At 50.8% G+C, this 24,239-nt stretch carries 23 protein-coding genes; 7 read left to right on the top strand and 16 right to left on the bottom strand.

What is annotated here, in order from left to right:
* Positions 1-39 precede the first annotated feature (39 nt).
* The 3 genes from QWY27_RS09520 to QWY27_RS09510 all read right to left on the bottom strand — a co-directional run bounded on the left by QWY27_RS09520 (position 40) and on the right by QWY27_RS09510 (position 3,531).
* Complete coding sequence (locus QWY27_RS09520) at positions 40-1,500, bottom strand: DEAD/DEAH box helicase (RefSeq protein WP_290197032.1); 1,461 nt, start codon at positions 1,498-1,500, stop codon at positions 40-42.
* 192 nt (positions 1,501-1,692) lie between these two features.
* Positions 1,693-2,706 carry a D-2-hydroxyacid dehydrogenase gene (locus QWY27_RS09515; protein WP_290197031.1) on the bottom strand — a complete coding sequence of 338 codons (1,014 nt, stop codon included), beginning with the start codon at positions 2,704-2,706 and terminating at the stop codon, positions 1,693-1,695.
* Between the two features lie 36 nt (positions 2,707-2,742).
* Positions 2,743-3,531, bottom strand: a complete 789-nt coding sequence (locus QWY27_RS09510) for a class II aldolase/adducin family protein (protein ID WP_290197030.1) — start codon at positions 3,529-3,531, stop codon at positions 2,743-2,745.
* A gap of 150 nt (positions 3,532-3,681) precedes the next feature.
* Here QWY27_RS09510 and QWY27_RS09505 point away from each other — a divergent pair, with 150 nt between their 5' ends.
* Positions 3,682-4,026, top strand: a complete 345-nt coding sequence (locus QWY27_RS09505) for a hypothetical protein (protein WP_290197029.1) — start codon at positions 3,682-3,684, stop codon at positions 4,024-4,026.
* On the opposite strand, the gene QWY27_RS09500 is transcribed toward QWY27_RS09505, so the two are convergent.
* The 3 genes from QWY27_RS09500 to QWY27_RS09490 are packed head-to-tail and all read right to left on the bottom strand — an operon-like array spanning position 4,023 to position 7,091.
* Positions 4,023-4,682 (bottom strand): FMN-binding negative transcriptional regulator, encoded by a 660-nt coding sequence (locus QWY27_RS09500; protein WP_290197028.1) that lies wholly within the window; start codon positions 4,680-4,682, stop codon positions 4,023-4,025. The genes QWY27_RS09505 and QWY27_RS09500 overlap by 4 nt on opposite strands.
* Before the next feature lie 2 nt (positions 4,683-4,684).
* Positions 4,685-6,259, bottom strand: a complete 1,575-nt coding sequence (locus tag QWY27_RS09495; RefSeq protein WP_290197027.1) for a gamma-glutamyltransferase family protein — start codon at positions 6,257-6,259, stop codon at positions 4,685-4,687.
* On the bottom strand, positions 6,252-7,091 hold the full coding sequence (locus tag QWY27_RS09490; RefSeq protein ID WP_290197026.1) for an alpha/beta fold hydrolase: 840 nt from the start codon (positions 7,089-7,091) through the stop codon (positions 6,252-6,254). Before QWY27_RS09490 ends, QWY27_RS09495 begins: the two co-directional genes overlap by 8 nt.
* A 108-nt stretch (positions 7,092-7,199) precedes the next feature.
* On the opposite strand from QWY27_RS09490, the gene QWY27_RS09485 reads away from it, so the two are divergent.
* On the top strand, positions 7,200-7,538 hold the full coding sequence (locus QWY27_RS09485; protein WP_290197025.1) for an ATPase with chaperone activity: 339 nt from the start codon (positions 7,200-7,202) through the stop codon (positions 7,536-7,538).
* On the opposite strand, the gene ppa is transcribed toward QWY27_RS09485, so the two are convergent.
* Positions 7,535-8,074: an inorganic diphosphatase gene (ppa, locus tag QWY27_RS09480; protein WP_290197024.1), complete on the bottom strand. Its 540-nt coding sequence runs from the start codon at positions 8,072-8,074 to the stop codon at positions 7,535-7,537. The genes QWY27_RS09485 and ppa overlap by 4 nt on opposite strands.
* 202 nt (positions 8,075-8,276) lie before the next feature.
* Here ppa and QWY27_RS09475 point away from each other — a divergent pair, with 202 nt between their 5' ends.
* Positions 8,277-10,334, top strand: coding sequence for a sodium-translocating pyrophosphatase (locus tag QWY27_RS09475; protein ID WP_290197023.1), 2,058 nt, complete (start codon positions 8,277-8,279; stop codon positions 10,332-10,334).
* Here QWY27_RS09475 and QWY27_RS09470 read toward each other — a convergent pair.
* Positions 10,331-13,045: a bifunctional diguanylate cyclase/phosphodiesterase gene (locus QWY27_RS09470; protein ID WP_290197022.1), complete on the bottom strand. Its 2,715-nt coding sequence runs from the start codon at positions 13,043-13,045 to the stop codon at positions 10,331-10,333. The two genes, QWY27_RS09475 and QWY27_RS09470, sit on opposite strands and share 4 nt — an antisense overlap.
* Positions 13,046-13,255: 210 nt before the next feature.
* On the opposite strand from QWY27_RS09470, the gene QWY27_RS09465 reads away from it, so the two are divergent.
* Positions 13,256-13,753, top strand: coding sequence for a TlpA disulfide reductase family protein (locus tag QWY27_RS09465; RefSeq protein ID WP_290197021.1), 498 nt, complete (start codon positions 13,256-13,258; stop codon positions 13,751-13,753).
* 5 nt (positions 13,754-13,758) lie between these two features.
* On the opposite strand, the gene QWY27_RS09460 is transcribed toward QWY27_RS09465, so the two are convergent.
* From QWY27_RS09460 to soxC, 8 genes are all read right to left on the bottom strand, one after another.
* Positions 13,759-14,709: an MBL fold metallo-hydrolase gene (locus QWY27_RS09460; protein WP_290197020.1), complete on the bottom strand. Its 951-nt coding sequence runs from the start codon at positions 14,707-14,709 to the stop codon at positions 13,759-13,761.
* Between the two features lie 57 nt (positions 14,710-14,766).
* Positions 14,767-16,485: a thiosulfohydrolase SoxB gene (gene soxB, locus QWY27_RS09455; RefSeq protein WP_290197139.1), complete on the bottom strand. Its 1,719-nt coding sequence runs from the start codon at positions 16,483-16,485 to the stop codon at positions 14,767-14,769.
* Between the two features lie 44 nt (positions 16,486-16,529).
* Complete coding sequence (gene soxX / locus QWY27_RS09450; protein ID WP_290197019.1) at positions 16,530-17,162, bottom strand: sulfur oxidation c-type cytochrome SoxX; 633 nt, start codon at positions 17,160-17,162, stop codon at positions 16,530-16,532.
* 17 nt (positions 17,163-17,179) lie between these two features.
* Entirely contained in the window at positions 17,180-17,980 is an 801-nt protein-coding gene (soxA, locus tag QWY27_RS09445) for a sulfur oxidation c-type cytochrome SoxA (RefSeq protein WP_290197018.1), read from the bottom strand.
* Positions 17,981-18,047: 67 nt separating this feature from the next.
* On the bottom strand, positions 18,048-18,362 hold the full coding sequence (gene soxZ, locus QWY27_RS09440; RefSeq protein WP_290197017.1) for a thiosulfate oxidation carrier complex protein SoxZ: 315 nt from the start codon (positions 18,360-18,362) through the stop codon (positions 18,048-18,050).
* An 84-nt stretch (positions 18,363-18,446) separates the two neighbouring features.
* Positions 18,447-18,899, bottom strand: a complete 453-nt coding sequence (gene soxY / locus QWY27_RS09435; protein WP_290197016.1) for a thiosulfate oxidation carrier protein SoxY — start codon at positions 18,897-18,899, stop codon at positions 18,447-18,449.
* A gap of 37 nt (positions 18,900-18,936) precedes the next feature.
* On the bottom strand, positions 18,937-20,028 hold the full coding sequence (locus QWY27_RS09430) for a c-type cytochrome (RefSeq protein ID WP_290197015.1): 1,092 nt from the start codon (positions 20,026-20,028) through the stop codon (positions 18,937-18,939).
* Positions 20,012-21,376, bottom strand: a complete 1,365-nt coding sequence (gene soxC, locus QWY27_RS09425) for a sulfite dehydrogenase (RefSeq protein WP_290197014.1) — start codon at positions 21,374-21,376, stop codon at positions 20,012-20,014. The genes QWY27_RS09430 and soxC overlap by 17 nt, the downstream gene beginning before the upstream one ends.
* 210 nt (positions 21,377-21,586) lie before the next feature.
* Here soxC and QWY27_RS09420 point away from each other — a divergent pair, with 210 nt between their 5' ends.
* The 3 genes from QWY27_RS09420 (at position 21,587) to QWY27_RS09410 (ending at position 24,203) form a co-directional block, all read left to right on the top strand.
* Positions 21,587-22,486 (top strand): dienelactone hydrolase family protein, encoded by a 900-nt coding sequence (locus QWY27_RS09420; protein WP_290197013.1) that lies wholly within the window; start codon positions 21,587-21,589, stop codon positions 22,484-22,486.
* 95 nt (positions 22,487-22,581) lie between these two features.
* Positions 22,582-22,914: a c-type cytochrome gene (locus QWY27_RS09415; protein WP_290197012.1), complete on the top strand. Its 333-nt coding sequence runs from the start codon at positions 22,582-22,584 to the stop codon at positions 22,912-22,914.
* Between the two features lie 11 nt (positions 22,915-22,925).
* A complete protein-coding gene (locus QWY27_RS09410) occupies positions 22,926-24,203 on the top strand; it encodes an NAD(P)/FAD-dependent oxidoreductase (protein WP_290197011.1) in 1,278 nt (425 codons plus the stop codon).
* Positions 24,204-24,239 lie beyond the last annotated feature (36 nt).

Raw genomic sequence — 24,239 nt, 5'->3', positions numbered from 1 at the left:
TTTTACAGGCTGGACGCGCCAGCCTGTGAACAGACATGATTACTTGTTAAATAAGGCAGGACGACGGGGGCGATTCGCCTGGCTCGGGGCATTTGGGCCTGAGCCAGAACGAACCGGCCCGCCCGTACCCGTGCGGGTGGGGGAATGACTGGTCGTTGAGGCGGTTCGGCCACTGCCCTGACCTTCGCGGCGAGGGGCCTGGCCCGTGCCTTGACTGGTGCGGGCCGGACGGGCTGAACCGAGTCCCGAGGGACCTCCGGGACGCGCGCTGCGCTGGGGAGGCCGGCGCTGTGCATCGCGACGGCCTTCGGCACGTGCATCATCATCTGCGCCATGGGAGGAGGCAGGCGAGGCAGTCCAGCCGGTCGGGGCGGGAAGCTGTGGAATCTGCTTTTTAATAATCCGTTCGATGGCTTTGAGGTATTTGATCTCGCTCGAATCCACCAAAGACACAGCAGAACCTGCAGCGCCTGCTCGACCGGTGCGGCCAATGCGGTGCACGTAGTCTTCGGGGACGTTGGGCAACTCAAAGTTTACGACTTGCGGCAACTGATCGATATCCAGGCCGCGCGCGGCGATATCGGTGGCAACCAGGACCGCAACTTTGCCTTTTTTGAAGTCATCGAGTGCGCGGGTGCGCGCGGCCTGGCTCTTGTTGCCGTGAATCGCCGAAGCGGATAGGCCATCTTTGACAAGTTTTTCAGCGAGGCGGTTTGCGCCATGTTTGGTCCGCGTAAAAACCAAGACCTGATGCCAGCCGCTTTCACGGATGATATGGCTCAGAATGTCGCGTTTGTGCGCCTGATCCACCATGTGAACGGTTTGATCGACCCGCTCGGCGGTCGTGTTCCGTGCGGCAACTGACACCTCTGAGGCGTTGTTTAGTACGCCTTTGGATAATTCACGGATCTCGTCAGAGAAAGTGGCCGAGAACAGCAGGTTTTGACGCTGTCTTGGCAGTAAGGCAAGAATCTTGCGGATGTCGCGAATAAAACCCATGTCGAGCATGCGATCAGCTTCGTCGAGAACTAGAATTTCGACGCCTGACAAATCAACGTTGCGCTGTTGGCAATGATCCAGCAGACGACCGGGTGTGGCCACCAGGATGTCGATAGGTTTACGCAACGCTGAGGTTTGGGGGTTGATATTGACGCCGCCAAAAATCACCATTGAGGAGATTTTCGTATGCGTGCCGTACGTTTTAACCGACTCTTCGACCTGAGCGGTCAATTCGCGCGTCGGGGTCAGAATAAGAACGCGCGGACGGCCTGGTTTGCGAAGCTCGAGTGGTTTGGCGAGCAACATATGCAGGATGGGCAAGGTAAAACCTGCGGTTTTACCCGTACCGGTTTGAGCAGCGGCCAGCAAGTCACCACCAGCGAGGACGCGGGGGATGGCTTGTGCTTGAATGGGAGTGGGTGCGGTATAGCCAGCATCGGCAATCGCACGCAAAAGAGGATCGGCCAACCCGAGGTCAGCAAAAGTAATCGAAGTAGACAAGAGAACAGCTCCATCGTCATGCCGGCCCACAAGTGAATGTGGACTCCAATCGGGGCAGACGAACAGGGAGTAAAAACGCCTTGGAGGCGAGCGCCCACAGAGTTGGGGCTTAGCGAGGCACGAGGACTGGAACGTTGTGCCGTGGTGATATTGTACGCTAAGCGAGCCGAATGCGTGTGCCTGAATGTGAAATTAGCTTAAGCGCGCCACATTAATGAAGTTTTCGCCACGTGCATAGTGCCGGAGATTTTCTAAAAATTTATCTGCCATGCGCTTGAGAATCGCATCTGAAAACCCTGCGGTATGGGGTGTTGCGATGACGTTTGGCATATCCCATAGCGGCGAATCGGCCGGCAAAGGTTCTTGCGCGAAAACATCCAGATATGCGCCTTCCAAGCGTCCATTTTTAAGGGCGTCAATCATGGCGGGCTCGTCAATGACGGCACCACGCGAGATATTGACGATATGCGCCGAGGGCTTCATCAGACTCAGCGCGTGTGCGCTCACCAGATTAGTCGTTTGCGCAGTCAGCGGACACGCGAGCACGAGCCAGTCTGTTTCCGGCAGTATGTTGTTGAAGTCATCAAAGGAAATGACGCGTGTATCTGGAATCGTTGAGCTGGCGGACTGCCGCACCACGACAATATTCAAGCCAATTGCTTTGAGCCAGCCAGCAAGCTTTTGACCGATCGGTCCCCAGCCAACGATTGTGGCAGTTTGCCCTTCGAGATCCGGCGGCAGTCCAACTTTGAAAAAGGGCTCCCAGGCGTGGGCACGTTGCGCGGCGGCGAGCTGGGGAAAGCGACGCGCCAGACTCAGCAAACCAGTCAGCGCGGTTTGAGCAACCAGACTGGCGCTGGCTCCTGAGGAGCTGGTGACCATGACACCTCTTGACATCAAGTCGATGAAAATTTGCCGGTCCACACCTGCGGAGTGGATGTGGACCCATTGCAGTGCTTTTGAATGTCTTAAGGCATCGTAGACGTACTGTGTGTCGGGCAGAATGTTGTGTTTGGTCGATGCGCCAGTGATGTCGCGCGAGACAAAACAAAAGTCCGCATCGGCCGTACCTTCATGCATTTGTTGCGCGGTGACACGCACATAACCATCCGGCCCCAGAATTTCCGCGATTTTTGGAGCAAGTTCTGTTGCTGTTTTATCAGAGAGCAAAATACGTGGGGGACGGCTGAGTTTCTGGATAGACACGATGTGGACCTTGGTCAATGCATGAATTAGGAGTGTTTAGTTGCGATACGAAGTGTCCGTTCGATCGAGCTTGCGCAGCAGCGCAGGCCACTCCATCACACCATAGGGGCGACGGGTGCCAGGCTGATAGTTGTTCCAAGTTTCTTCTAAAACCTTTTCAGAAACTTTGGCGAGTGGCGTATTGCAAGACATGGCGCCAATCTGAGCACGGCATGCGAGTTCAAGACGATGCATCCAATTAAAGGCTTCGCCGATCGTGCGACCAACGGTCAGCGCGCCATGGTTGCGCAAAATCATGGCTTCGCTGTTGCCCAAGTCCTTGCACAGGGACTCTTGTTCTGCCTCGTCGAGCACGACACCCTGATAGTCGTGATAACTGATTTTCAGGAAGCGCATGGCGGTCTGGGTCAAAGGCAGGAGTCCGCACTCAAGCGAAGAAACAGCCATGGATGCCCAGCTGTGCGTATGGATCACGCAGCCAACATCCGGACGTGCATGGTGGACTGCGCTATGAATCACAGCGCCGGCTTTGTTGATACCGTAATTGAGATCGCCAAAATCTGGTTTGGTCAGAATGTTGCCGTGATGATCGACCTTGAGCAGGCTAGAAGCAGTGATTTCCTCGTACATCATGCCGTAGGCATTGATCAGATAGGTGCCCTCTTCGCCTGGTACACGCGCCGAGATGTGATTGGCGATCATGTCGGCCATGCCATACATCTCGACTAGTCGATAGCAAGCCGCCAAGTCGACCCGCGCTTGCCATTCCGCATCGGAGACCTTGCCTTTGAGAGAGGGAATCTGAAGTACGCCTTCTTTTGACATGGGAGTGTGTTCCTTAAGCATTTGAGAAAATAATTTACAAGAATAAAGATAACAAGTCGCGAGCGATTGGGCGAGAGGTTCAGTGCGAAATATGAAAAAATAGCGTTATGCTTGGTGTCACGCTGTTCGTGTCCACACCAGAGAATATAGATGAAAATGTTGCCTTTTGTTGCCTGCGTGGCGGTTGCCGGGACTCTTGCTGGTTGTCAGGGTAGCGCGGTCTACTATCACCGTGATCCCGCCCGCCAGATTGTGGTGCTGGATCAGCGCGAAATCAGCATTCTTGCGCTTGGCAATGACAAGTGGGAGGCTTACGGCGGCAAACAGGGTGGATGGATTGGTACGGATTACGATAAGCAGAAGGCCCGACAGATCGAAGCGATAGAAAAAGTCACGGGTTGTCGCGTCGTATCAACAGAGTTTCCTGACAAAAATAATGACAACAAGCTGTTGATTCACGCAACGGTTGATTGCACCGCGCAACTCGGTCGCTAATTTGTCGGTTCGATGCCAATGCCTTTTCCGTGTTGAACGATCACGCCCATCAGCTTATCCCTTGAAGAAGAGTCTGCAGAGGAGAGTCCACGGGCAACACCCTCGCGATCCGCGGCATCGCGATTTTGGCTGACTTTCCATTTTGCCTGAATTCGGGTGATGGTCAGTTCAATCCCCACGATGGCATTGAGCATTTTTTCAATGTAGTCATCGGGCGCATCTGACACGCGCCACATGCTTTGTCGGGCTTGCTCCATTGAGGTGGTGAGCGATTCTACGATTCGCCTTTTGGCGGCCTCGTCATGCGTCACGGACAGCGTACCGTACACGTGCAACACGGCATAGTTATAGGTGGGTACGACCTGATGGTGAACCTGTTTTGAGGGATACCAGTTGGGTGTGATGTACGCTTCCGGTCCTTGGAAAATAATGAGTGATTCCTGAGCGCTTGTGATGTCCTTCCAGACAGGGTTTCCTTTGGCGACATGACCGATAAGTTTGCCGCCGGTTGCGAGTGTGCCTTCGAGTAAAAAGGGAATATGGTTGGCCTCGATCGTCCCCTCCAGCTGTGTGACGAGCGTGCCGAGCGGATAGGCTTTTACCAGGGCGGTTAGAGACTCAAGATCCTGCTGTTCGAAATGTTTGGGTAAATACATGCCTAGCCTCCCGAAATGGCATCGCCATAAGGAGACATGATTTCTGTACAGCCCATATTCATCTCGCCATCCCGCATCACGCCTGCCGGACAAGCGAAGGAGTATGGATAAATATTTCGGCGGGTTTGAATCACGGGCATTTCTTTTTCCAGGGCAGCGATCACGTCTGCAGGCAGCGTTTGATCAGCAGTGATTTTTCCGCCTCCACTCACATCAATCCGCGGTGTATGGAAAGCTTCTTCCAGGCTGAGCCCATGGTCAATCATGAAAGAGCTGAGCTGCATGACCGCACCAAGAATTTTGCGCCCGCCCGAGGCGCCAATCGCAAAGCGTCGACCTTGCGAATCCTCGCCAATGACCGGGGAGTAGTTGGCCAGGCATCGTTTGTTTGGTGCAAGGGAGTTGGGTTTGCCTGGCTCTGGATCGAACCACATGATGCCATTGTTGAGCAACATTCCTGTGGACGGCGATACAACACGTGAACCAAAAATTGAAAGCAAGGTTTGGGTCACTGCACACATATTACCCTCGCGATCGACCACACTGAAATGTGTCGTCGATCCCGGGGCTTTCGGCGACTCGTGATCGCCCATATTTTCAAGGCGTAGCTTGAACGCGGCATCGAGTGCGCGAGCGAATCCCGCATAGGTCGCGGCGCCAGGCTTGCCTTGCGTTGGCTGTAACTCGCGAGCGAGAATTTCAAGTGCTTTGCCAAACGTCGGACCGCCAGTCAGGCCGGGTGTTGCATACACACGACCCCCGCGATAGTTGATCGTAAGGGGCTCAACCATAGAGGCTTGGTAATCGTGAAGATCTTTCACACTCAAGCAGCCACCTTTTGCGCGCACATCCTTTGCCAATTGCTCGGCAATATCACCTTTGTAAAACGCGTTGGCACCACCTTCGGCGATTTGCATCAGTGTTTGCGCAAAGGCTTTTTGATTGAGATGTTTTTCGGCGAGCGAAGTCCATTCGCCGGCGATCGGCCAATGTCCTTCGTCCAGGAACATCTTGGCGGTGTCAGGGTCCTTGCTCAGCACGCGCGCGTTGGCCGCGGTCACGAGTGTTGTATACCAGTCGACTAACAAGCCTGCTTCGGCTAGCTTGGCGGCTGGGGTGACCAAATCCTTCCAGGGCATGCGTCCAAAATGCTTGTGGGCGAGATCCATCCCCGCAACAGCGCCAGGCACGGCGACCGCCGTCGCGCCCATGACGTTGCGGTCTTCTACAACGGAGGGCCATGGAAACAAATCAGAGGATTTACCGGCTCCGCTCAGGGGATAGTCAGCGGGGTTGAGTTCGCGCGGAGATCTGCATCCAAAATCAATAACGTGGGCCTTGCCTTCCTTGGCTCGCCACAACACCATCGTGCCACCTGCGGCCGGCCCGCTCATCCAGGGCTCAACCACCCCAATGGCGAAGGATGTTGCGATGGCCGCATCGACAGCGTCACCGCCTGCGTTGAGCACGGCTGCACCAACCTCCGCAGCCCTGCGATGCTGAGCGGCTACAACACCTGCCTTGGTGGAGACAACTGTTTTACGAGTAGTTTGTGAACTGGAAAAGTTTTCAAGCATGAGAGATCCGTGTGGAATGTGTGCGTAACCAATCTAAGACGATTGGAATAAAAATTTGTGTACGGGTAACTGGAAAAAAATGACCGCCGCTCTCGAATAGATGTATATCAGGATCTTTGAGCAAGGTGGCGAGCTCTTCTTGAAGAAATGAAGGGACGATTAAATCATCCTGCGCACCAAGAATCAGTGTCGGGGCGGATACGCGATGAATGTCCGCGCTGCGATCGAAGGCAACCAGGGCATCGAGACGTTCAGCGGCGATGCGCTGAGCCTCTGGTGTGATTGGGGCATTGGCTCGAGCGTTTTCCAGTACGTTCCAGTTTTGGTTAAGCCAATGCGCATCGTGACCCATGAAAACCGAAGAGCACGCATAGCCGACAGGATCTCGAAAAAGCATGTCGCGTCGTGTGGCAAAGAGCTCCTTTCTATGACGGCTTGGTTTACCCCATGTCGCACTCAATATGCAGGCACGCACGCGCTCTGGCGCAAGTAAAGCCATAGTTTGCGTGATGCAGCCACCTGTGGAGTGGCCGAGCACAATGGCGTGGTCGACCTTGCAATGATCTAAAACGTCCAGACAATCTTGGGCCAGTTGATCAATCGTGCAGGGTGCTGACCCTCGTGAACTCTTTGCGATCCCGCGCTGATCGAGTCTGATCACACGAAAGTGTTTCGCCAGCGCAGGAATGCAAGGATTCCAGAAATTCGCTGTACCACCCAGGCCGCTGATGAGTAAAAGAGCAGGTCCTGCACCATCTTCCAGCACCCGTAGTGCTGCGCCATCGGGGAGCGAAACAGTACGATCAAGTGAGGGGCTGTTGATGGAAGACATGGTGCGCGCCTAAAAAATCACATATGCTGCGTAGTATCGTGTAAAGACCAGCAGTTGCCAACCCAGGATTCAAGATGACGCACCAATACGTACTGTTGCAGCGCAGCGATGAGTGACGGCAATCAGATTATTATCCCGCCATCGTTTATCGCCCTGTTTGTGGAGCCTGGCCGAATCAAGCCTAGCGCTTCACGCGAGCATATCTATGCGCGTTACGACTTGTGTGAGGATTTAGCGAATTTACTGACCGAGCAAGCGACCAACAAGCTGTGGGAGCTTGGCATCACGGAGGATGATGTGCTGGAGAGGATTCACCAGGGACTTGGCGCAGTGGATATCGGACTCTCCTCTGCGGAGGCCCAGTGGGTGATTTGCAGGCTTGCCGAAATCCTTGGCTGGCAGCAAGCGAATCCGCGCAGCCAAGGTGAAACGCGCGAAAGGTCTTAGGCTTTGTTTTCTTCTTGGTAACGCTTGATGCCTGTCAGGATTTCCTGATGCGCATCGGCCACGCCACCCCAGCCCTGCACTTTGACCCATTTGCCCTTTTCGAGATCCTTGTAGTGCTCAAAGAAGTGCTGAATGGCATTCAGGCGCATGGGATGGATATCTGAAGCTTGTTTCCAGTGGCTGTAAATCGGGAGGATTTTGTCTTCGGGCACGGCGAGAAGCTTGGCGTCTTCGCCGCCCTCGTCTTCCATGTTTAAAACACCCAAGGCCCGGCAGCGCACGACCACCCCGGGAATGACGGGAAAGGGCGTAATCACCAAGACGTCGACCGGATCACCATCGCCCGCGATGGTTTTGGGGATATAGCCGTAGTTACAGGGGTAGTGCATGGACGTACCCATAAAGCGATCGACAAATAGCGCACCGGAGTCCTTGTCCACCTCATATTTGATTGGGTCAGCATTCATTGAGATTTCAATGATGACGTTAAAAGACTCGGGAAGGTTTTTACCCGGGCTGACTTTGTCGAGACTCATTATGACTCCAGATGGACGAGGTTAACTAGTAAATACCCTAATCTTAACAAAAATAGACAAAATCATTCCTATTCAGCCCTTTCTGATGGATACTAGAAAGGCTGCATGACTATCTGCTTCATGACTACCTGGTTCGCGAGCGAGCCTTGGCGGGCGCTCGATATCAACAATAAAGAGACAAACCAATATAGGAGTTCATCAGATGAGCAACGTCACATTGGGCCTTTACTTTGCCCTGAGCTGTGGAGTTTTAGCAGTCTTGTATGGTTTTTTTGTCCGTTCCTGGATCCTTCAGCAGGGTACCGGCAATGCCCGGATGATTGAAATTGCGGAAGCGATTCAGCAGGGCGCAAGCGCCTATCTGTCTCGGCAATACAAAACGATCGCTGTCGTTGGCGTTGTGTTAACTATTTTGATTGCTGTGTTTATCGATTATTTGACAGCGGTGGGTTTTGTACTGGGTGCTGTATTGTCTGGTGCGTGTGGCTTTATCGGAATGAATGTTTCTGTGCGTGCCAATGTGCGCACCGCCGAAGCAGCGACAAAGGGATTGAATGAAGCGCTCAATGTCGCGTTTAAAGGTGGCGCCATTACCGGCATGTTAGTGGTGGGTTTGGGACTGCTTGGCGTAGGTTTGTTTTTTCTTTATTTGCAGGCAAGCGGCAAAGAGCAAAGTATGTCAGTGATGCTCCATCCACTGATTGGCCTTGCGTTTGGCTCCTCACTGATTTCTATTTTTGCCCGACTCGGTGGCGGTATTTTTACCAAGGGTGCAGATGTCGGTGCCGACTTGGTGGGAAAGGTGGAGGCTGGCATTCCAGAGGATGATCCGCGCAATCCTGCAGTGATTGCCGACAACGTGGGGGATAACGTTGGCGACTGTGCGGGGATGGCGGCGGATCTCTTTGAAACCTATGCCGTCACGCTGATCGCCACAATGGTGCTCGGCGCATTGATGATCAAAGTCGCCACAGCAGAAGCTGTGGTGTATCCCCTGGTGTTGGGCGGTATCTCCATCATTGCCTCGATCATCGGGTGTTCGTTTGTCAAGGCAACGCCAGGCATGAAAAACGTGATGCCCGCGCTTTACAAAGGCTTGGTGATCGCGGGCGTGATTTCGCTGGTCGCGTTTTATTTCGTAACGGACTGGATGCTGCCCGATAATATGCTTGCGGACGTCGGCTTTGCAACAGACGGAAAGCTCCGCATGTTTGGCGCCACGGTTGTAGGCTTAGTGTTGACTGCGTTGTTGGTGTGGATTACGGAGTACTACACAGGGACAGATTACGCACCCGTCAAACACATCGCCAAAGCATCGAGTCAAGGTCATGGCACGAATATGATCGCAGGTCTCGGCGTCTCCATGCGATCGACAGCCTGGCCCGTTTTGTTTGTTTGCGCAGCAATTTACAGCGCGTATTGGCTGGGCGGGATTTATGGTATCGCGATTGCCGCCACTTCGATGTTGTCGATGGCCGGTATTGTGGTGGCACTCGATGCCTATGGTCCGATTACAGACAATGCAGGAGGTATCGCGGAGATGGCTGGCTTACCCCAGTCGGTGCGTGATATTACTGATCCTCTGGATGCTGTCGGCAATACAACGAAGGCCGTGACAAAAGGCTACGCCATTGGATCCGCAGGCTTGGCCGCCCTCGTCTTGTTTGCGGACTACACACATACGCTCGAAGCGAATGGTCTAAAGGTCACATTTGATTTGTCAGACCATCGTGTAATTATCGGTTTGTTTATTGGCGGCTTGATTCCGTATTTGTTTGGCGCGATGGCGATGGAGGCGGTCGGTCGCTGTGCGGGTTCTGTCGTGGATGAAGTGCGACGACAATTTCGCGACATACCGGGCATTATGGAAGGCACGGCCAAGCCGGAGTATGACAAGGCAGTCGATATGCTGACCTCTGCAGCGATCAAAGAAATGATCATTCCCTCTTTGTTGCCGGTCGTCGCGCCGATCGCTGTCGGTTTGATCCTTGGACCGGAGGCTTTAGGTGGTTTGTTGATGGGAACGATCGTTACTGGCCTATTCGTCGCGATTTCCATGTGCACTGGTGGAGGCGCTTGGGATAACGCTAAAAAGTATATCGAGGAAGGCCACTACGGAGGTAAAGGTTCGGAGACGCACAAAGCCGCGATTACAGGCGATACGGTCGGCGATCCTTATAAAGACACCGCCGGACCTGCTGTGAATCCGCTTATAAAAATCATCAACATTGTTGCCTTGTTGATTGTGCCTTTGATCTAAACACACTGTTCAATTGGGACCGGCTTGCCGAAAAAATAGCCCTGATAAAGCGTACATCCAAGCTCAAACAGACGTGCGCGTTGCGCGTCTGTTTCGACCCCTTCAGCAATCACGGATAACCCCAGACTTTGACCCAAGGTCACAATCGTCTGGGCAATCGCAGCATCACTAGAGCTTGTGACAATATCCGAAATGAAGCTTTGGTCGATTTTCAGCTGATCGAGAGGTAAACGTTGCAAGTAAGACAGAGAAGAAAAGCCTGTCCCAAAATCGTCAAGTGAGAAACCAATGCCGTGACCTTTGAGCGCTGTCATTTTAGTGACGATATTGTCAATCTCACTGACCAGTACGCTTTCGGTGAGTTCGAGTTTTAAACGATAACCGGGTGCCCCTGTTTTTTTCAAAATCGATAGCACCTGCTCGACATAATCGGCTTCATGGAACTGCGTCGCACTGACGTTGACTGAAATAGTCAGGTGGGATTTCTGTGGGTCGCGAGACCAAGCCGTCAGTTGATTGCAGGCCGTTTCAAGGACCCAGCGCCCAAGCGGTAAAACAAGCCCACAGTGCTCAGCGGCTAATATAAACTGCCCCGGGGAAACGATGCCGCGAGTGGGATGATGCCAGCGGATCAGTACTTCATAGCCCACCACACGATTGTTTTGATCGACTTGGCGCTGATAATAAAGAACAAATTCATTATTTTTCAGGGCTGCGCGCAAGTCCGCTTCGAGAGCCACGCGTGTACTGACAAGTTCCTGCATGGCAGGATCAAAAAAACGCAGCGCGCCACGGCCCATTTTCTTCACTTGATACATGGCGAGCTCTGCATGTTTGAGAAGCGTATGACCATTTTCTTCATTGCTGGTAAAAAGCGCAATGCCGATGCAACAAGAACTCTGATGGACCGCTTTGTCGATTTGAAACGGAAGATGGATGGCATCGACAATTTCACGCGCGATATTTTCGACAGTGCTCGCGGCATCTTCGGGGATCACACTGAGTCCGCTAATTAGAACAGCGAATTTATCACCACTGATTCGCGCGACAAAGTTGCCCTCGGGGATTGTGCTTGAGAGTCTTTTGGCAACTTCTTTGAGCCAGAGATCGCCTTTGTCGTGACCGTATGAGTCATTCAGGGTTTTGAAATCGTCCAGATCAACATGCAGTAAGGCCCCCAAGTAATGAAGATTGTTTCTTTCTTCGAGGGCAAGATTCAATCGTTGAAGTAAAAGACGCAGGTTCGCCAGGCCCGTGAGAGAGTCGAAATATTCCAAGTATTCAATTTGATCCGAGGCGTCTTTTGTAGCGGTGATGTCTTGCGTCACTGACAGCAAACAAGGCTCTCCATTCAGGACAATAGAGTTGGCAGAGACGAGTCCGTAAACAACTCGACCGGTTTTTGCGATAAAGCGTGACTCAACGCGTTCACAAGAGCCGTGCGTTTGAATCAAGTTTCGGAAATGATCACGCTCGGACTGGGCAGCCCAGATCCCGATATCCATTGCTGTCTTGCCAATAATCTCATCCCGTTGCCAATCGAAAATTTTCGAATACCCATCGTTGATTTCAATAAACGTGCTGTCAATCAAGCGAGTGATACTGACTGCATCCGGGCTTGTCCGAAAAATCGTACGGTAACGTTCTTCGTTTTCTTTGAGCGTTTCTTGTCTTGCACTGAGCTCTTCCAGTAGTCTGTTAAAGCCGCTTATTAATTGACCGATTTCATCTTTTCTGTGAATGGGTAAAGGTTCGAGCGTCGATTCAGGGTTGGCAAGTTGAGCAAGTTTGCTCGCGGTGACTTGGAGTGGCCTAAGTTGTTTCACGAGTACCCACCATGTGAGCCCCCCGGATAAAAAGGTCAGCAGTAGCGTCATGATGAAAATACGGCGCTCCATACTGTCGATGGGCGCGAATGCGATACTGGTAGGCAGTGAGACAGCAACATACCAATTTGCATTGTTCAAATGCTTGACGCCGGAAATCACTTCGAGGCCGCGAGGATTGATGAAAATCTCGCTGCCTTCAAAGCCACCAATAAACTTGTCAAGTACCGGGTTGATCAGCGGTCCCGGTAATCTTTCCATCAATCGCTCCTTATCAGAGCTGGCGACAATCACGCGATGTGTTGCATCGATCAAGAGGTAGTTTGCGGCGCTGCTCACATAACTACGTTCAATCCGATCCATGAAATTTGATTCGCTGAGATTGATGACTCCTGCCAGTGCTCCAACGATTTTGCCGTCTTTATTTTTAATCGGCACACCAATCCCAAAAATGGGAGTGTTCAACTGACGTCCAATGACGGGACGACCAATGGTGGCATTGCCGTCCCGTAAGGTATTCGCGATGTAATCTCGATCGATAAAGTTGATGCCAACCCTCCCAAGAGTGACAGGAAGGGAAGCGATTGTGTCGCCGTTGGCATTCGTGATGAACGTTCCACCATTGAAAAGGCTCTGGAAAACAGGCAACTCCTCCAGGACGCTTTGTAATTCGGGGCCTATTTTGATATTTCTTTTTTCTATAGACTCGGCCACGCGATAAAGCGCCGTGATTCTGGTCTCAATTTGATCACTGATATCAGCGGCCATGTGCGAGGCCATGGTGTGCTGTTGTGCACCCAATACGCGTTGCATGTCTTCGCGCAAGCTGTGACTGACTGTGTAGCCAAGTGTCCACAAGCTTGCTAAAAAAATCAGAAGCGTCAAGAGTGTGATTCTTGTTTTGAGAGAGTGCCTTTGAAAGCTGCTCAACTTCATGATGTTTCTCACTTGAATCGTGCTACAAAGAATACACTTTTTGGCCTACTCGCACTATTGTTAGCACAAGATTTGTATATTTATACGAACAATATCTAGAAAGATTCAAGAATGGAATGAATACTGATCGGTGTGTGTAGAGATATGGATCACATTGTTATGAAATTAATAAAGCTCAGATTGATAGCGATTGTTTTATTGCTCATGAGTCTGTTTGCGGTGACGCAGGCCCATGCTCTCAATGTTGGCGATCATTTGAAAATTGACTCGCTCACTATGATTGACGGACAACAACTTTCCGCAGCGCAGTTAAAAGGTAAATATTTAGTGGTGCAAGTTTGGGCAACATGGTGTCCGTACTGCCATCGACAGAATGCGAACCTGAAAGAGCTTGTTCGAAAAACACAAGGTGGTAATTTGGAGGTGATCGGTCTGTCTATCGACAAAAGAATTGAGACTGTTCAAAAATACGCGAAAAACAACGATATTAATTTCAATCTCGCCATGATGACACCTGAACTTGAACGAATGTTTGGCAAGCGTCGCGGTATACCTGAGCTCTACGTGATCGATCCGTCAGGTCGAGTTTTGCAAAAAGATGTTGGACAGATGGTCGATCTGGATGTTTTTGAACTCGCGCGCTTTAATCGCCGCTAGTCAGACTATTCATTCTGAATGGAAAGATAGATGTTGTAGGCATTCATACGGTTGGCCGCATTGAAAAGGGGGACTTTTTCATACAGTGACCAATCTGTTGCGGCATAGGCTTCGTCAAAGGGATCGAGATCGCGAGCAGCTTGTTGCATTGCTTTGCGCACATAAATTAGATAATCCCGTGTGAAGGCCAAATCCTCTTTGGCTGAGGTTGAAGCGGGACCGTGACCTGGCACGATTATTTTTGATGGTTTGCCCAACAGTTTCTCCAGGGATTGAATCCATCCCAAGCTATCTGCCTGACCAACATAGGGAATGCGTCCGCGAAAAACGAGGTCACCTGCAAACAGAACACCCTCGGAAGGAAAATAAATCGCCAAGTCATCAGGGGTATGTGCAGGACCCATTTTGATCAAATCAACTTCAAGCCCAGCAAGCTTTAGCCGTGTGTCTTCCGTCACCCAAGTGGAGGCAGGTACCAGCCGGGTGTCAGCGTTAATCCAAGGCGCGAGTTCCGTGCGCGATGCTTGAAGTCGAAGTTGGGCGGTATCGGAACCTAAGTAGTCTTTTGCTCTTTCTTGAGCGATGATGGTGGCGCCAATATCGATGAAACTTTGCAAACCATAAATATGATCAGCATGGTAGTGGGTGATGATCACGAATTGAATCGGTTTGTCAGTGAGCTTTCGTATCTCATTGATGAGTTGTTTACCCAGCAAAGGTGAACCCAGAGCATCAATGACAATCACTCCCTCCGGACCAATCACGACACCCGCGTTGGAGATGAAGTTTTTATTTAAAGGTGAGCCCAAGGCGGATTCGCCTTGGGCGTAGTAAGTATTTTTTCCGACAGGCGTGAGGACCAATGGGCGCTCATTTGCATGGCTATTCAATGAGAATAGTAAAAATCCCATCGCATAGAGCCAAGTTAATCGGCTCAAAAACGCGTGCAGATGCATTGAAAGCGACCTCGCGTAAAAAAGGATGCCTAGCAAACCACCGAGATATAAATATAGTTAACCTGACATTCCCGGATTGTTTGCAGCACCTTTGATGACAGGTAAGTTTGGCACTTTGGCCGGAACATTTTTAACCTGACGTAAATAGTTCGCCATCACATCCCAGATCGGTTCACCGCCTGCGTCACGAGCAGCTTCTGAAACAGGCGCCCATCCCGCTACCTTATACGTTTTGGAGACTTCGATTGCCTTGTCTCCAATACGCATGTCTGATATGCGATTGCCCGCAGATGCAGTGGGATCGATCGTGTATTGCATCCCCCCCACTCTCACCATGTCACCACCCTGCTGATAATAAGGGTCCGGGTTAAATAGGTTGTCAGCCACGTCTTCAAGTACCGTTTTAATCAGTTCCCCAGTCATAGGCGTGAGCGTGGTGTAAGGATAGGTAATCGCAGTCTGATCAAGCAAGTGTTCCATCGTAATCGCTTGTCCTGGCAGAATGGATGTTCCCCATCTGAAGCCAGGAGAAAATGCGATTTCTGCGCCTTTCATTTCAATCAAACCATCCACAATCAGCTGATCAAAGGTTCCGTTGAAATTGCCTCGACGATAAAGTGAACCTTCAGCAGTCGCTAATTTTTCATTGAGCTTGCTTTCGTAAGGTGCCCTGATCTTGTTGATGAGCGCATCCATGTCCTTGTCGGCAGGCAATAGGTCTGCAAAAACAGGCATGAGTCGATATCTGAAGTCAGCGACTTTGCCGTTTTTAACATCAAGATCCAACACACCTAAAAACTTGCTGTTAGAGCCTGCGTTCGTGACGAGCGTGACGCCGCCGGGATTTGTGACTTTGACCGGAACAGGAACACCATCATGCGTGTGTCCGCCAAGAATCGCATCAATGCCGCGCACGCGACTCGCCATCTTGAGGTCGACATCCATGCCATTATGAGAAAGCACAATGACTGCCTGGGCACCTTTTGAGCGTGCCAAGTCAACAGTTTTCTGCATGTTCTCCTCGTCGATGCCGAACGACCAGTTCTCGACAAAGTAACGTGGATTGGCGATAGGTGTGTAAGGGAAGGCTTGTCCGATAATCGCCACCGGAACGCCATTCATTTCTTTCATGACGAAGGCATCGAAAACTGGATCTTCGAAATCCGTAGTCTTGATGTTTTGTGCAATGAAATTGACCTTGTTTGAAAAGTCCTTTTCAACAATTTCTTTGACACGCGCTTCACCGAGTGTCATTTCCCAGTGGGCGGTCATGATGTCCACTCCGAGTGCCAGACAGGCATCCACCATATCCTGGCCTTTTGTCCATAAAGAGGTGCCCGAACCTTGCCAAGTATCTCCACCATCCAGTAACAGTGCGCCTGGACGGCTGGCTCTGACTTGCTTGATGAGCGTAGCGAGATGGGCAAAGCCACCCACCTTGCCGTATTGAAGCGCCGCTTTGTCAAAGTCTAAATAAGTCAATGCATGGGCATCACGGGTGCCTGCTTTGATACCGTAGAACTTCAGTAAGGCATCGCCGACTAAATGTGGCGGCTTACCGAATTGTGGTCCGAAGCCAAGGTTGACGTTTGGTTCGCGGAAATAAATTGGTTTGAGCTGCGCATGACAGTCGGTAAAGTGCATCAAGTGCACATTACCGAATTTTGGCATGTCATACAGCGAGGAAGCCGCCTGCGCACGACTGGTCCCTGATGCAAGCGAGAGACCAGCAGTCGAGGCAATCGCCATCAATTGCACAAATTCACGACGATTCATACCCATTTATGTTTCCTTGAAGCGTGTTGCTGACATTCAGGTGATTATTTATTGACAGGAGAAGCGGGATCCAACAAAAGCGCCATGACGTCTTTCATTTGTTGTTCCGTCAGCAAATTGAAGTGCGCCATGCGTGGCATATTGCTACAGGCGTTATAAGCCTTGGAGTTGCTGATACGGTTCCAGGTGTAAACCAAAATAGGTTCACTGTTTCCACGCATTTTCCCGTAAGCCAAAAGTGAAGGTCCAATCGTGCCGTAGGAGATTTCCTCCTTGGTGATTTGATGGCAGTTATAGCAGCCACCACCATTAACGGTTTTAAGCGTATCAGACCATGTCGCGCCTCGCCCGCTCTGCGCAACAACTTCACCAGCTTTCCAGTCACCTAGATATTTACCATCAGAAGGTGGTTTGATGGCGGCAAGAGCAGCTTTTTGAAGTGCTTCAGCTTTCTTTTGTCCTTCGGCACTGGCACGATATTTTTCATCTGAGCAAAGGACTTGAAATTCATCTTGTTTGATGCGGTCCAGTTTTGCAATGCCTTGCTCACGGAAACTGCGCTCCATGACTGCCTGAACAGCTGGATCGACTTGTTGTGCGTAGATTGCCGGGATGAAGCTGAATACCGACAACGTCATTGAGAGGCCAAGCCCGAGAGTTTTCAGTGTGTTTTTCATTTGTGTGCTCCCTCGAATTAGCGTTTCAGGCCGGGTGTCTGGATCGTGCCGCCATCAGCTTTGTTTGCCATAAAAACGGACAGTGCAATTGTTGCGTCAGATCCATATATCGGAAAAGGCATGCGTTGCTGACGATAGCAGTCGTTTAAGCGACGCTGCATGGTCCAAAATGAACCACTTGATACACGGTAAGCAGGCCAGCTCCCCCAGCCTTCGGCTGCGCCTTTTTGAGTGGTCAGGTTAGGTAGGTCTTGCATACGAATACGCTTGTTATCAACAGCGTGACAAGAGGCGCAAGAAAAGTCCATCGGACCGCCCTGAAGGTAGAAAATCTTCTCACCTAGTGCCAGCATTTCTTTTTCTTTCGGATGCGTTGCCGGAACGTTGACTTTCATGCCTTTTGATTGCGTCACAACGTAAGCCACAATGGCCTCTAGATTTTTACGCACGCCCTTTTCAAAAGATCCCTTCACGATGTCTGCTTCCGGTATACCTTGAAGCGTTTCCATGCAGGTCATCAGTCGCGACTCGAGGTCTTGAACACGATCAGTGTCTTTGAAATAGCGTGGTAATTGTGCGGAGGCGCCTTTCACCACGCCGGGTCCAAGACCTAGATCGCATTTTTCAAGACTCGCATTTTTAGGTCCTGCAGGTTTGGCCCAGAGCTCTTCGCCTTCGGCCTCATAGAGTTCTGAAGGGTTGCCGTCAGCCAACATGCGGCGATATTCTGCCAATTGGTCTGAAGCGGACTGCGCATAAACAATCGTTGTGCTGCCGATGAGGCTGGCAACAAGTCCGGCAAATACATAACGTTTCATTGGATGTCTCCTGTTATTCAACCCAAGATGATCACTTTAAAAGCGTCTCTGGGCTGATGACTTTTCATTATTTGATGTCGGTTTTATCTGTGCGAGTTTCGCCTTTGTTATCAACCCAAGTGACGGTCATTGAGTCGCCCTTCTTGGCTGAACCTTTTAGTTTGAAGTGAAGGAAAGGATCTTTGGAAACGGCCGGACCGAACTGTGCGCCAAAAACAAGCTTATCGCCTACTTTTGCTTCAACTGTTGAAATAAACCAAGCAGGGACGAGTTGCCCCTCAGGAGTTTTGCGCTGACCAGTTTCCATGTCGTGCTTCATTAGGACACGAACGTCAACGATGCCATCTTTTTCAGTTGCACGAATACGCATTGGGCTTGCCATGATTATTTCTCCTAGACTTTCTGTTTGCCCCATCGGGGCTGAATCATTTCAATAAATTTGATGTGCTGGTACTCAAGCGATCGATTAGCCGCCGCAGCCACCGAGGGTGACTTTGACTTCTTTTGATGCCATCAACCATTTGCCATCAACTTTTGCCAGAGCGTAAACATTAGAGGTCTGACCCATCTTGACGCGTGTCGAGGCAAAAGCGTCCGCGCCCGCCGGTACGATAAACATCGCTGCCAATGCGCTTGGGTTCTTTTCCACCAAAATGGCCATTTCAGTAGCCTTCAGATTTGTTTCAACACCGACTGGAACGACAGCACCGTTTTCCGCAATATCTGGTGCGCGCAAGATGATTGCATCGGACTGTTGAGGTGCGCCGCCACCTAAAACTTTAACGACGTCATCTATGGTTTTTCCTTCGAAAGCGGCTTTATTCCAAGTCGCGGCCTCAGCTTCGGTGATGAGTCCTGCGCTAGCCATTAATCCAACCAGTGCGGTCATTTGCAGGAGTCTGCGTCGTTGTACGTTCATGATTATTCCTTTGCGGATAAAAATTAATATTAAAAAATTAGGAGCCCGAAAGCATCCATTTGACTAGTCGGGTGATTTCATCGTCTGGGATTTGCGGATGAGGCGGCATGGGAATGGCGCCCCAAGCACCCGATCCCCCGTTTTTAACCTTTGCAGTCATCTTAGCTAAAACATCTTGTCCTTGATACTTTTTGGCAATATCTGCGATTGAGGGGCCTACACCTTTTGCAGCTGGGGCGTGGCATGCAGCACAGTTATTTTTAGTGAAAGCTTGCTTGACTGCGGCCTGATCCGCTGAGGCGGCTGGTGCAGCCTGAGGTGTTGGAGTTTGAGCCGTCGCAACTTTTGTGACATAGGCCGCCCCAGGTAGGGTCTTGAGGGGAGGCTGTGTGGAGTCGACGCCACGATAAGGACCATACGTTCGATTTTGCTCTGCGATGTTGTTATGGGCATTGCGGGCGAAATCAGGCAAGGTCGAAATGATCTTGATTTCAGTTGCGCAATTGCTCATGCACGCAGTTGCATTCACATCTGGTTTGCCTGATACAGACCACATACCATGCTCGGTAGTCATGCCGTTTCGATTTGGAATACGCTTTTGAACCTCGGCGATATTCTTATCACTCAATTCGAAATCTTCCGGAACGATTTCTCCGAGAGCAAGCATATAGGCGACTAGTGCGTAGGTCTCGTCGGCACTCAGGGAGCGCGGCGCATTCCAGGGCATCGCTCGATAGACGTAATCAAAGAGCGTTGAAATTGTCGGCACCTTCATTAATGTTGTTCGTTGAGGCTGATTAGGATCCGTCAACGATGCAACCCGACCGGTTTGAATATCCTTAGATGTCGTGCCACCTACTATCGGAGTGAAGACCTCATTGGACTCTCCAAAGGTACCATGACAGCTCGCGCATTTTGCATCCCAAAGTTGTTGACCTTGATCTGCCGTTCCCGCACCTTTAGGTAAACCCTTGAAGTCGGGCCGCACATCGATGTCCCAGGCTGCAACCTCTGCAGGAGTCGCAACGCGACCAATTCCCGCATACAGTGAAGCATCTTGCGCATGGGCCAGACTACTTGCCAATATCAAGGTAGTGAGGCCCGCAACATTCTTAACCAACTTGTACATTGCTGACCTCTCCATTGGTGTCGACTTTCCAGGATTGAATGGCATTGTTGTGATAGATGGAGCGAGTGCCCCTTACCTCCCTGAGCATCCGAATGGGCGGTTGCACATAGCCAGTCTCATCAATCGCACGGGACTGCAAGATCGCAGGCTTGCCATCCCATGTCCAGTTGATATTGAAGCGGGTGAGTGCTTTGCTCAAGATAGGAGACTCCAGCCGTGCCTCGCGCCAGTTTTTGCCGCCATCGACAGAGACATCGACGCGTTTGATTTTTCCGCGGCCTGACCAGGCAATGCCCGTGATGTTATAAAAGCCCGTTGTTAAGAGTTGCTGACCACCTGATGGGGTTGTGATGACAGACTTGCATTCCTGAATCGATGTGTATTGTCTGTGCATGCCATCAGGCATGAGGTCGACGTAATGGATCGCTTCGTCTTTGGCACCATAGGGCATATCTCCCACTTCGATGCGACGCAGCCATTTGACTGAGCTCACGCCTTGGACGCCAGGTACAACTAAACGCAGTGGATAGCCATTTTCAGGACGAAGCATTTCACCGTTCATTGCCCATACGACCAGTACATCATCGCGCGCCATTTCCATTGGTATTGTGCGTGTCATACCTGAGCCATCTCCCCCTTCGGCTAAAACGTATTTGCCTTTGGTGTAATCCGCACCAACGATGTCGAGCAGAATTGATAAAGGTACGCCGGTGAATTCGCAACAGGAGACCATTCCGTGTGTGTATTGAACCGTGGGGACCGCGACGTTACCCCATTCCATGCCTGTATTCGCACCGCATTCAATGAAGTGAATGCGTGAAACAGAAGGTAAGCGCATGAGATCGTCCATCGAGAAGATCATGTCTTTTTTTACAAGGCCATTGATCATGAGTCGATGTTGCGTGGGATCGATGTCATACCAACCTTGATGGTGACGCTCAAAGTGCAAGCCACTTGGCGTGATGATGCCGAATAAGCCTTGCAGAGGGGTAAAGGCAACAGAGGCTGCCGAGACACGAGTCAATCCGGGTGATTCGCGCCGTTGAAGGTTGGCTTCGTATTTAGAAGGCATGCCGTAAGGTTTGGCCGCAACGGGCTGTCCCAATGTGGTTTGCCAAGTTTGTTTTTCCAAGATAGCTGGATCACCCTGATTGGCGTGTACAGTCGAAGCCATGCCCGACGCCACAGCGCCTGTTGCGATTGCACCAAAAAAGCTGCTGCGTAAAAAACTACGACGCGTGTCGTCCATGCCTTTTTCGGTCAACTCGGCGGCAAAGTCGCGCGACAAAAAGTTCTCGGGTGCCTTCTGGAGTTTTCCAGGCTCAAGCGCTAAGTTTTTCGGGTTCAATATAGTCCTCGCTCAGCTCATTCATTGGTTGGTATAGGTATAACCACTAAAGACATCAATAGATTGCTTTGTTATAAACAAATGTCTTTAAGTAATAAGCAATGAAAAGTACTTAATTTTTGTCATTAAATAAACTGAGGCATACCCTAATATAGGGATTGCAAATAAAAGAATTTGTTATAAAAATAAAGTAAAATTTAGGAGAATGGAATGCATTCTGATCATGTCTCAGACGTTGAAGCTTTGAATGGAGAATCAAAGCAATCTCGCAGACAATTTTTGCGCAATACCTCTGCAATCGGCGTGGGTCTTGGATTTGCTGCGGTTGCTCAGCCCACTTTTGCTCAAGTTATTCAAACTGACTTTACGGGTATCAAGGCCGGGGAAGAAACAATTGTTGACGGAGATCTAGAACTTTTTGCCTATGTCGCTCGGCCGATTGGTGAGCAAACGAAATTACCAATTGTGATAATCGCAAGTGAAATTTTCGGGGTGCATGAGCATATCGCTGATGTTGCTCGGCGGTTTGCCAAGCGAGGTTATTTAGCGATTGCACCTGAATTCTTTACTCGGGCGGGAGATCCCACAGCACTCGGAACAATGGCCGAGATCATGTCGCAAATCGTAGCAAAGACGCCTGACAAGCAAGTAATGGGAGATATTGAGGCAGCAATCAAGTGGGCAGGTACGCACGGAGGGGACCAGGCAAGAGTGGGAGTCACTGGTTTTTGCTGGGGTGGAAGGATCACTTGGCTTGCATGCGCCAATCTGCCACAAGTTAAGGCTGGTGTTGCCTGGTATGGCAGACTCGTCGGTGATAAAAGCGAAAATTTTCCTGCTCATCCAGTTGATCTTGCAGCGCAACTTAAGGCGCCCGTGCTGGGACTTTATGGAGGTAAGGATACGGGAATTAGCCTAGAAACCGTCGAGCAGATGAAGAAGGCACTGAGCGCAGCGACAGGAAATCAGGCTGCTCAGGCAAGCAAATTCGTCATCTACCCTGATGCGCCCCATGCGTTTCACGCCGACTATCGTGCGACGTATCAACCGGAACCAGCAAAGGACGGATGGGAAAAATGCTTGAACTGGTTTGTTCAACACGGAGTTTGAAGAAAAGACCGGCAGGGTAAACCTTTATTGTCAAGACGGCGACAGACCAGTGACGATATAGGACAAAAGTTAAATAACAACTGAGGAGTATCTCAATGCGTAAAACCCTCTCTACGATAGCCTTGGCGCTATCAGGGCTCATCGGCTTGATGATGAGCGGAGCATCGCAGGCCCAAGATATACAGGCCCAGCGTTTGTATAACCAAAGTCTTGCGGCCACGTGTGCAAACTGTCATGGAACAAATGGCGTGAGCGTGCCGGGAGTCGCTGTGCCGATGATCAACAAGCTTTCTGAGTCTGTCATGTATGAGCGACTCATGGAATATAAGACCGGCAAACGGACCGGCACGATCATGCATCAGCTTGCTAAAGGCTACACCGATGAACAACTGAAAACGATTGCAAGCGTTCTCGGTACAAAAAACTAAGGGGACATAACATGAATCGTCGTCATTTTCTTGGACAAAGCGCCGCAGTCGCTGGACTGGCCTTTGGTTTAAATGGTCAAGCCAGTGCAAGCTCATTGAAGTCCGCACAAATTGTTGTGGTGGGTGCAGGCTATGGTGGGGCCACGGCAGCAAAATACCTGCGCATGATGTCAAACAACACGGCACAGGTGACCTTGATTGAGCCTAATCCCCAGTTTATTTCGTGCCCGTTGTCCAATCTGGTTGTTGGTGGTTCGCGCAAACTAGACGAACTTGCTGTTCCCTATTCAGGCCTTGAAAAAAATCACGGCGTGAAAATGGTCAAGGATTCGGTGGCCAGCATCGACAGACAAAAGAAAACCGTTCAACTGGCATCCGGTCAAACTGTCAAATACGACAAGCTCGTGCTCTCACCTGGCATTGGCATGATGATGGATAAAATCGAGGGCCTTGATGCGGCCAATAAAGCGGGCGTAACGCTCCAAGCCTGGCGCGCAGGCCCAGAGACCACGGCATTACACAAACAGCTCACAGAAATGCGAGATGGCGGGGTGTATGCGTTAAGTATTCCGCTTGCGCCATATCGTTGCCCTCCAGGACCTTATGAGCGGGTGTGCCAAGTTGCAAGTTACCTGCAAAAAAATAAGCCAAAATCAAAAGTGCTGGTGTTCGATGCCAACCAGGATGTCACATCCAAAGGAAAGCTCTTCAAAGAGGCGTGGGCCAAGCTCTATCCCGGCATCATTCAGTACACGCCTGAGCACAATGTCACCGCAATTGATGCAAAGACAAAAACAATTAAGTTTGAAGTGCAGGAAGATGTTAAAGCCGATGTACTGAATATTTTGCCACCGATGAGTGCTGGTGATCTGATCATTAAGTCTGGCCTCGCAGATGCGAACGGTCGTTGGTCAAATGTGAATTTTCTGAATTTCGAATCAGTTATTGCCAAGGATATTCATATCATTGGCGACTCGATACAGGTCGCGCCAGCAATGCCCAAATCAGGCCATATGGCGAATCAACACGCCAAGGTGACTGCTGCGGCAATCATCGCGGAGCTCAGTGGTTTCGCAGTCAATCCACAGCCGGTATTGACCAACACTTGCTATAGCTTCGTCAATGCGACGGATGTTGTGCACGTCGCAAGTGTGCATCAATACGTCCCTGCGGAAAAGACATTCAAAACAGTCCCAGGCTCTGGTGGTTTATCCGCTGAGCCCACCGCGCTCGAGGGCACGTATGCGTGGGGATGGGCGAAAAACATTTGGGCTGATAGTTTGGTGTAAAAAATCAGTGCTTAAAAGAAAAAAGCTGTCAGGTGA

The organism is Zwartia vadi (assembly GCF_030410375.1).
In the GTDB taxonomy this organism is placed as follows: Bacteria; Pseudomonadota; Gammaproteobacteria; order Burkholderiales; family Burkholderiaceae_B; genus Zwartia; species Zwartia vadi.
This window is presented reverse-complemented; position numbering and strand designations above follow the sequence as displayed.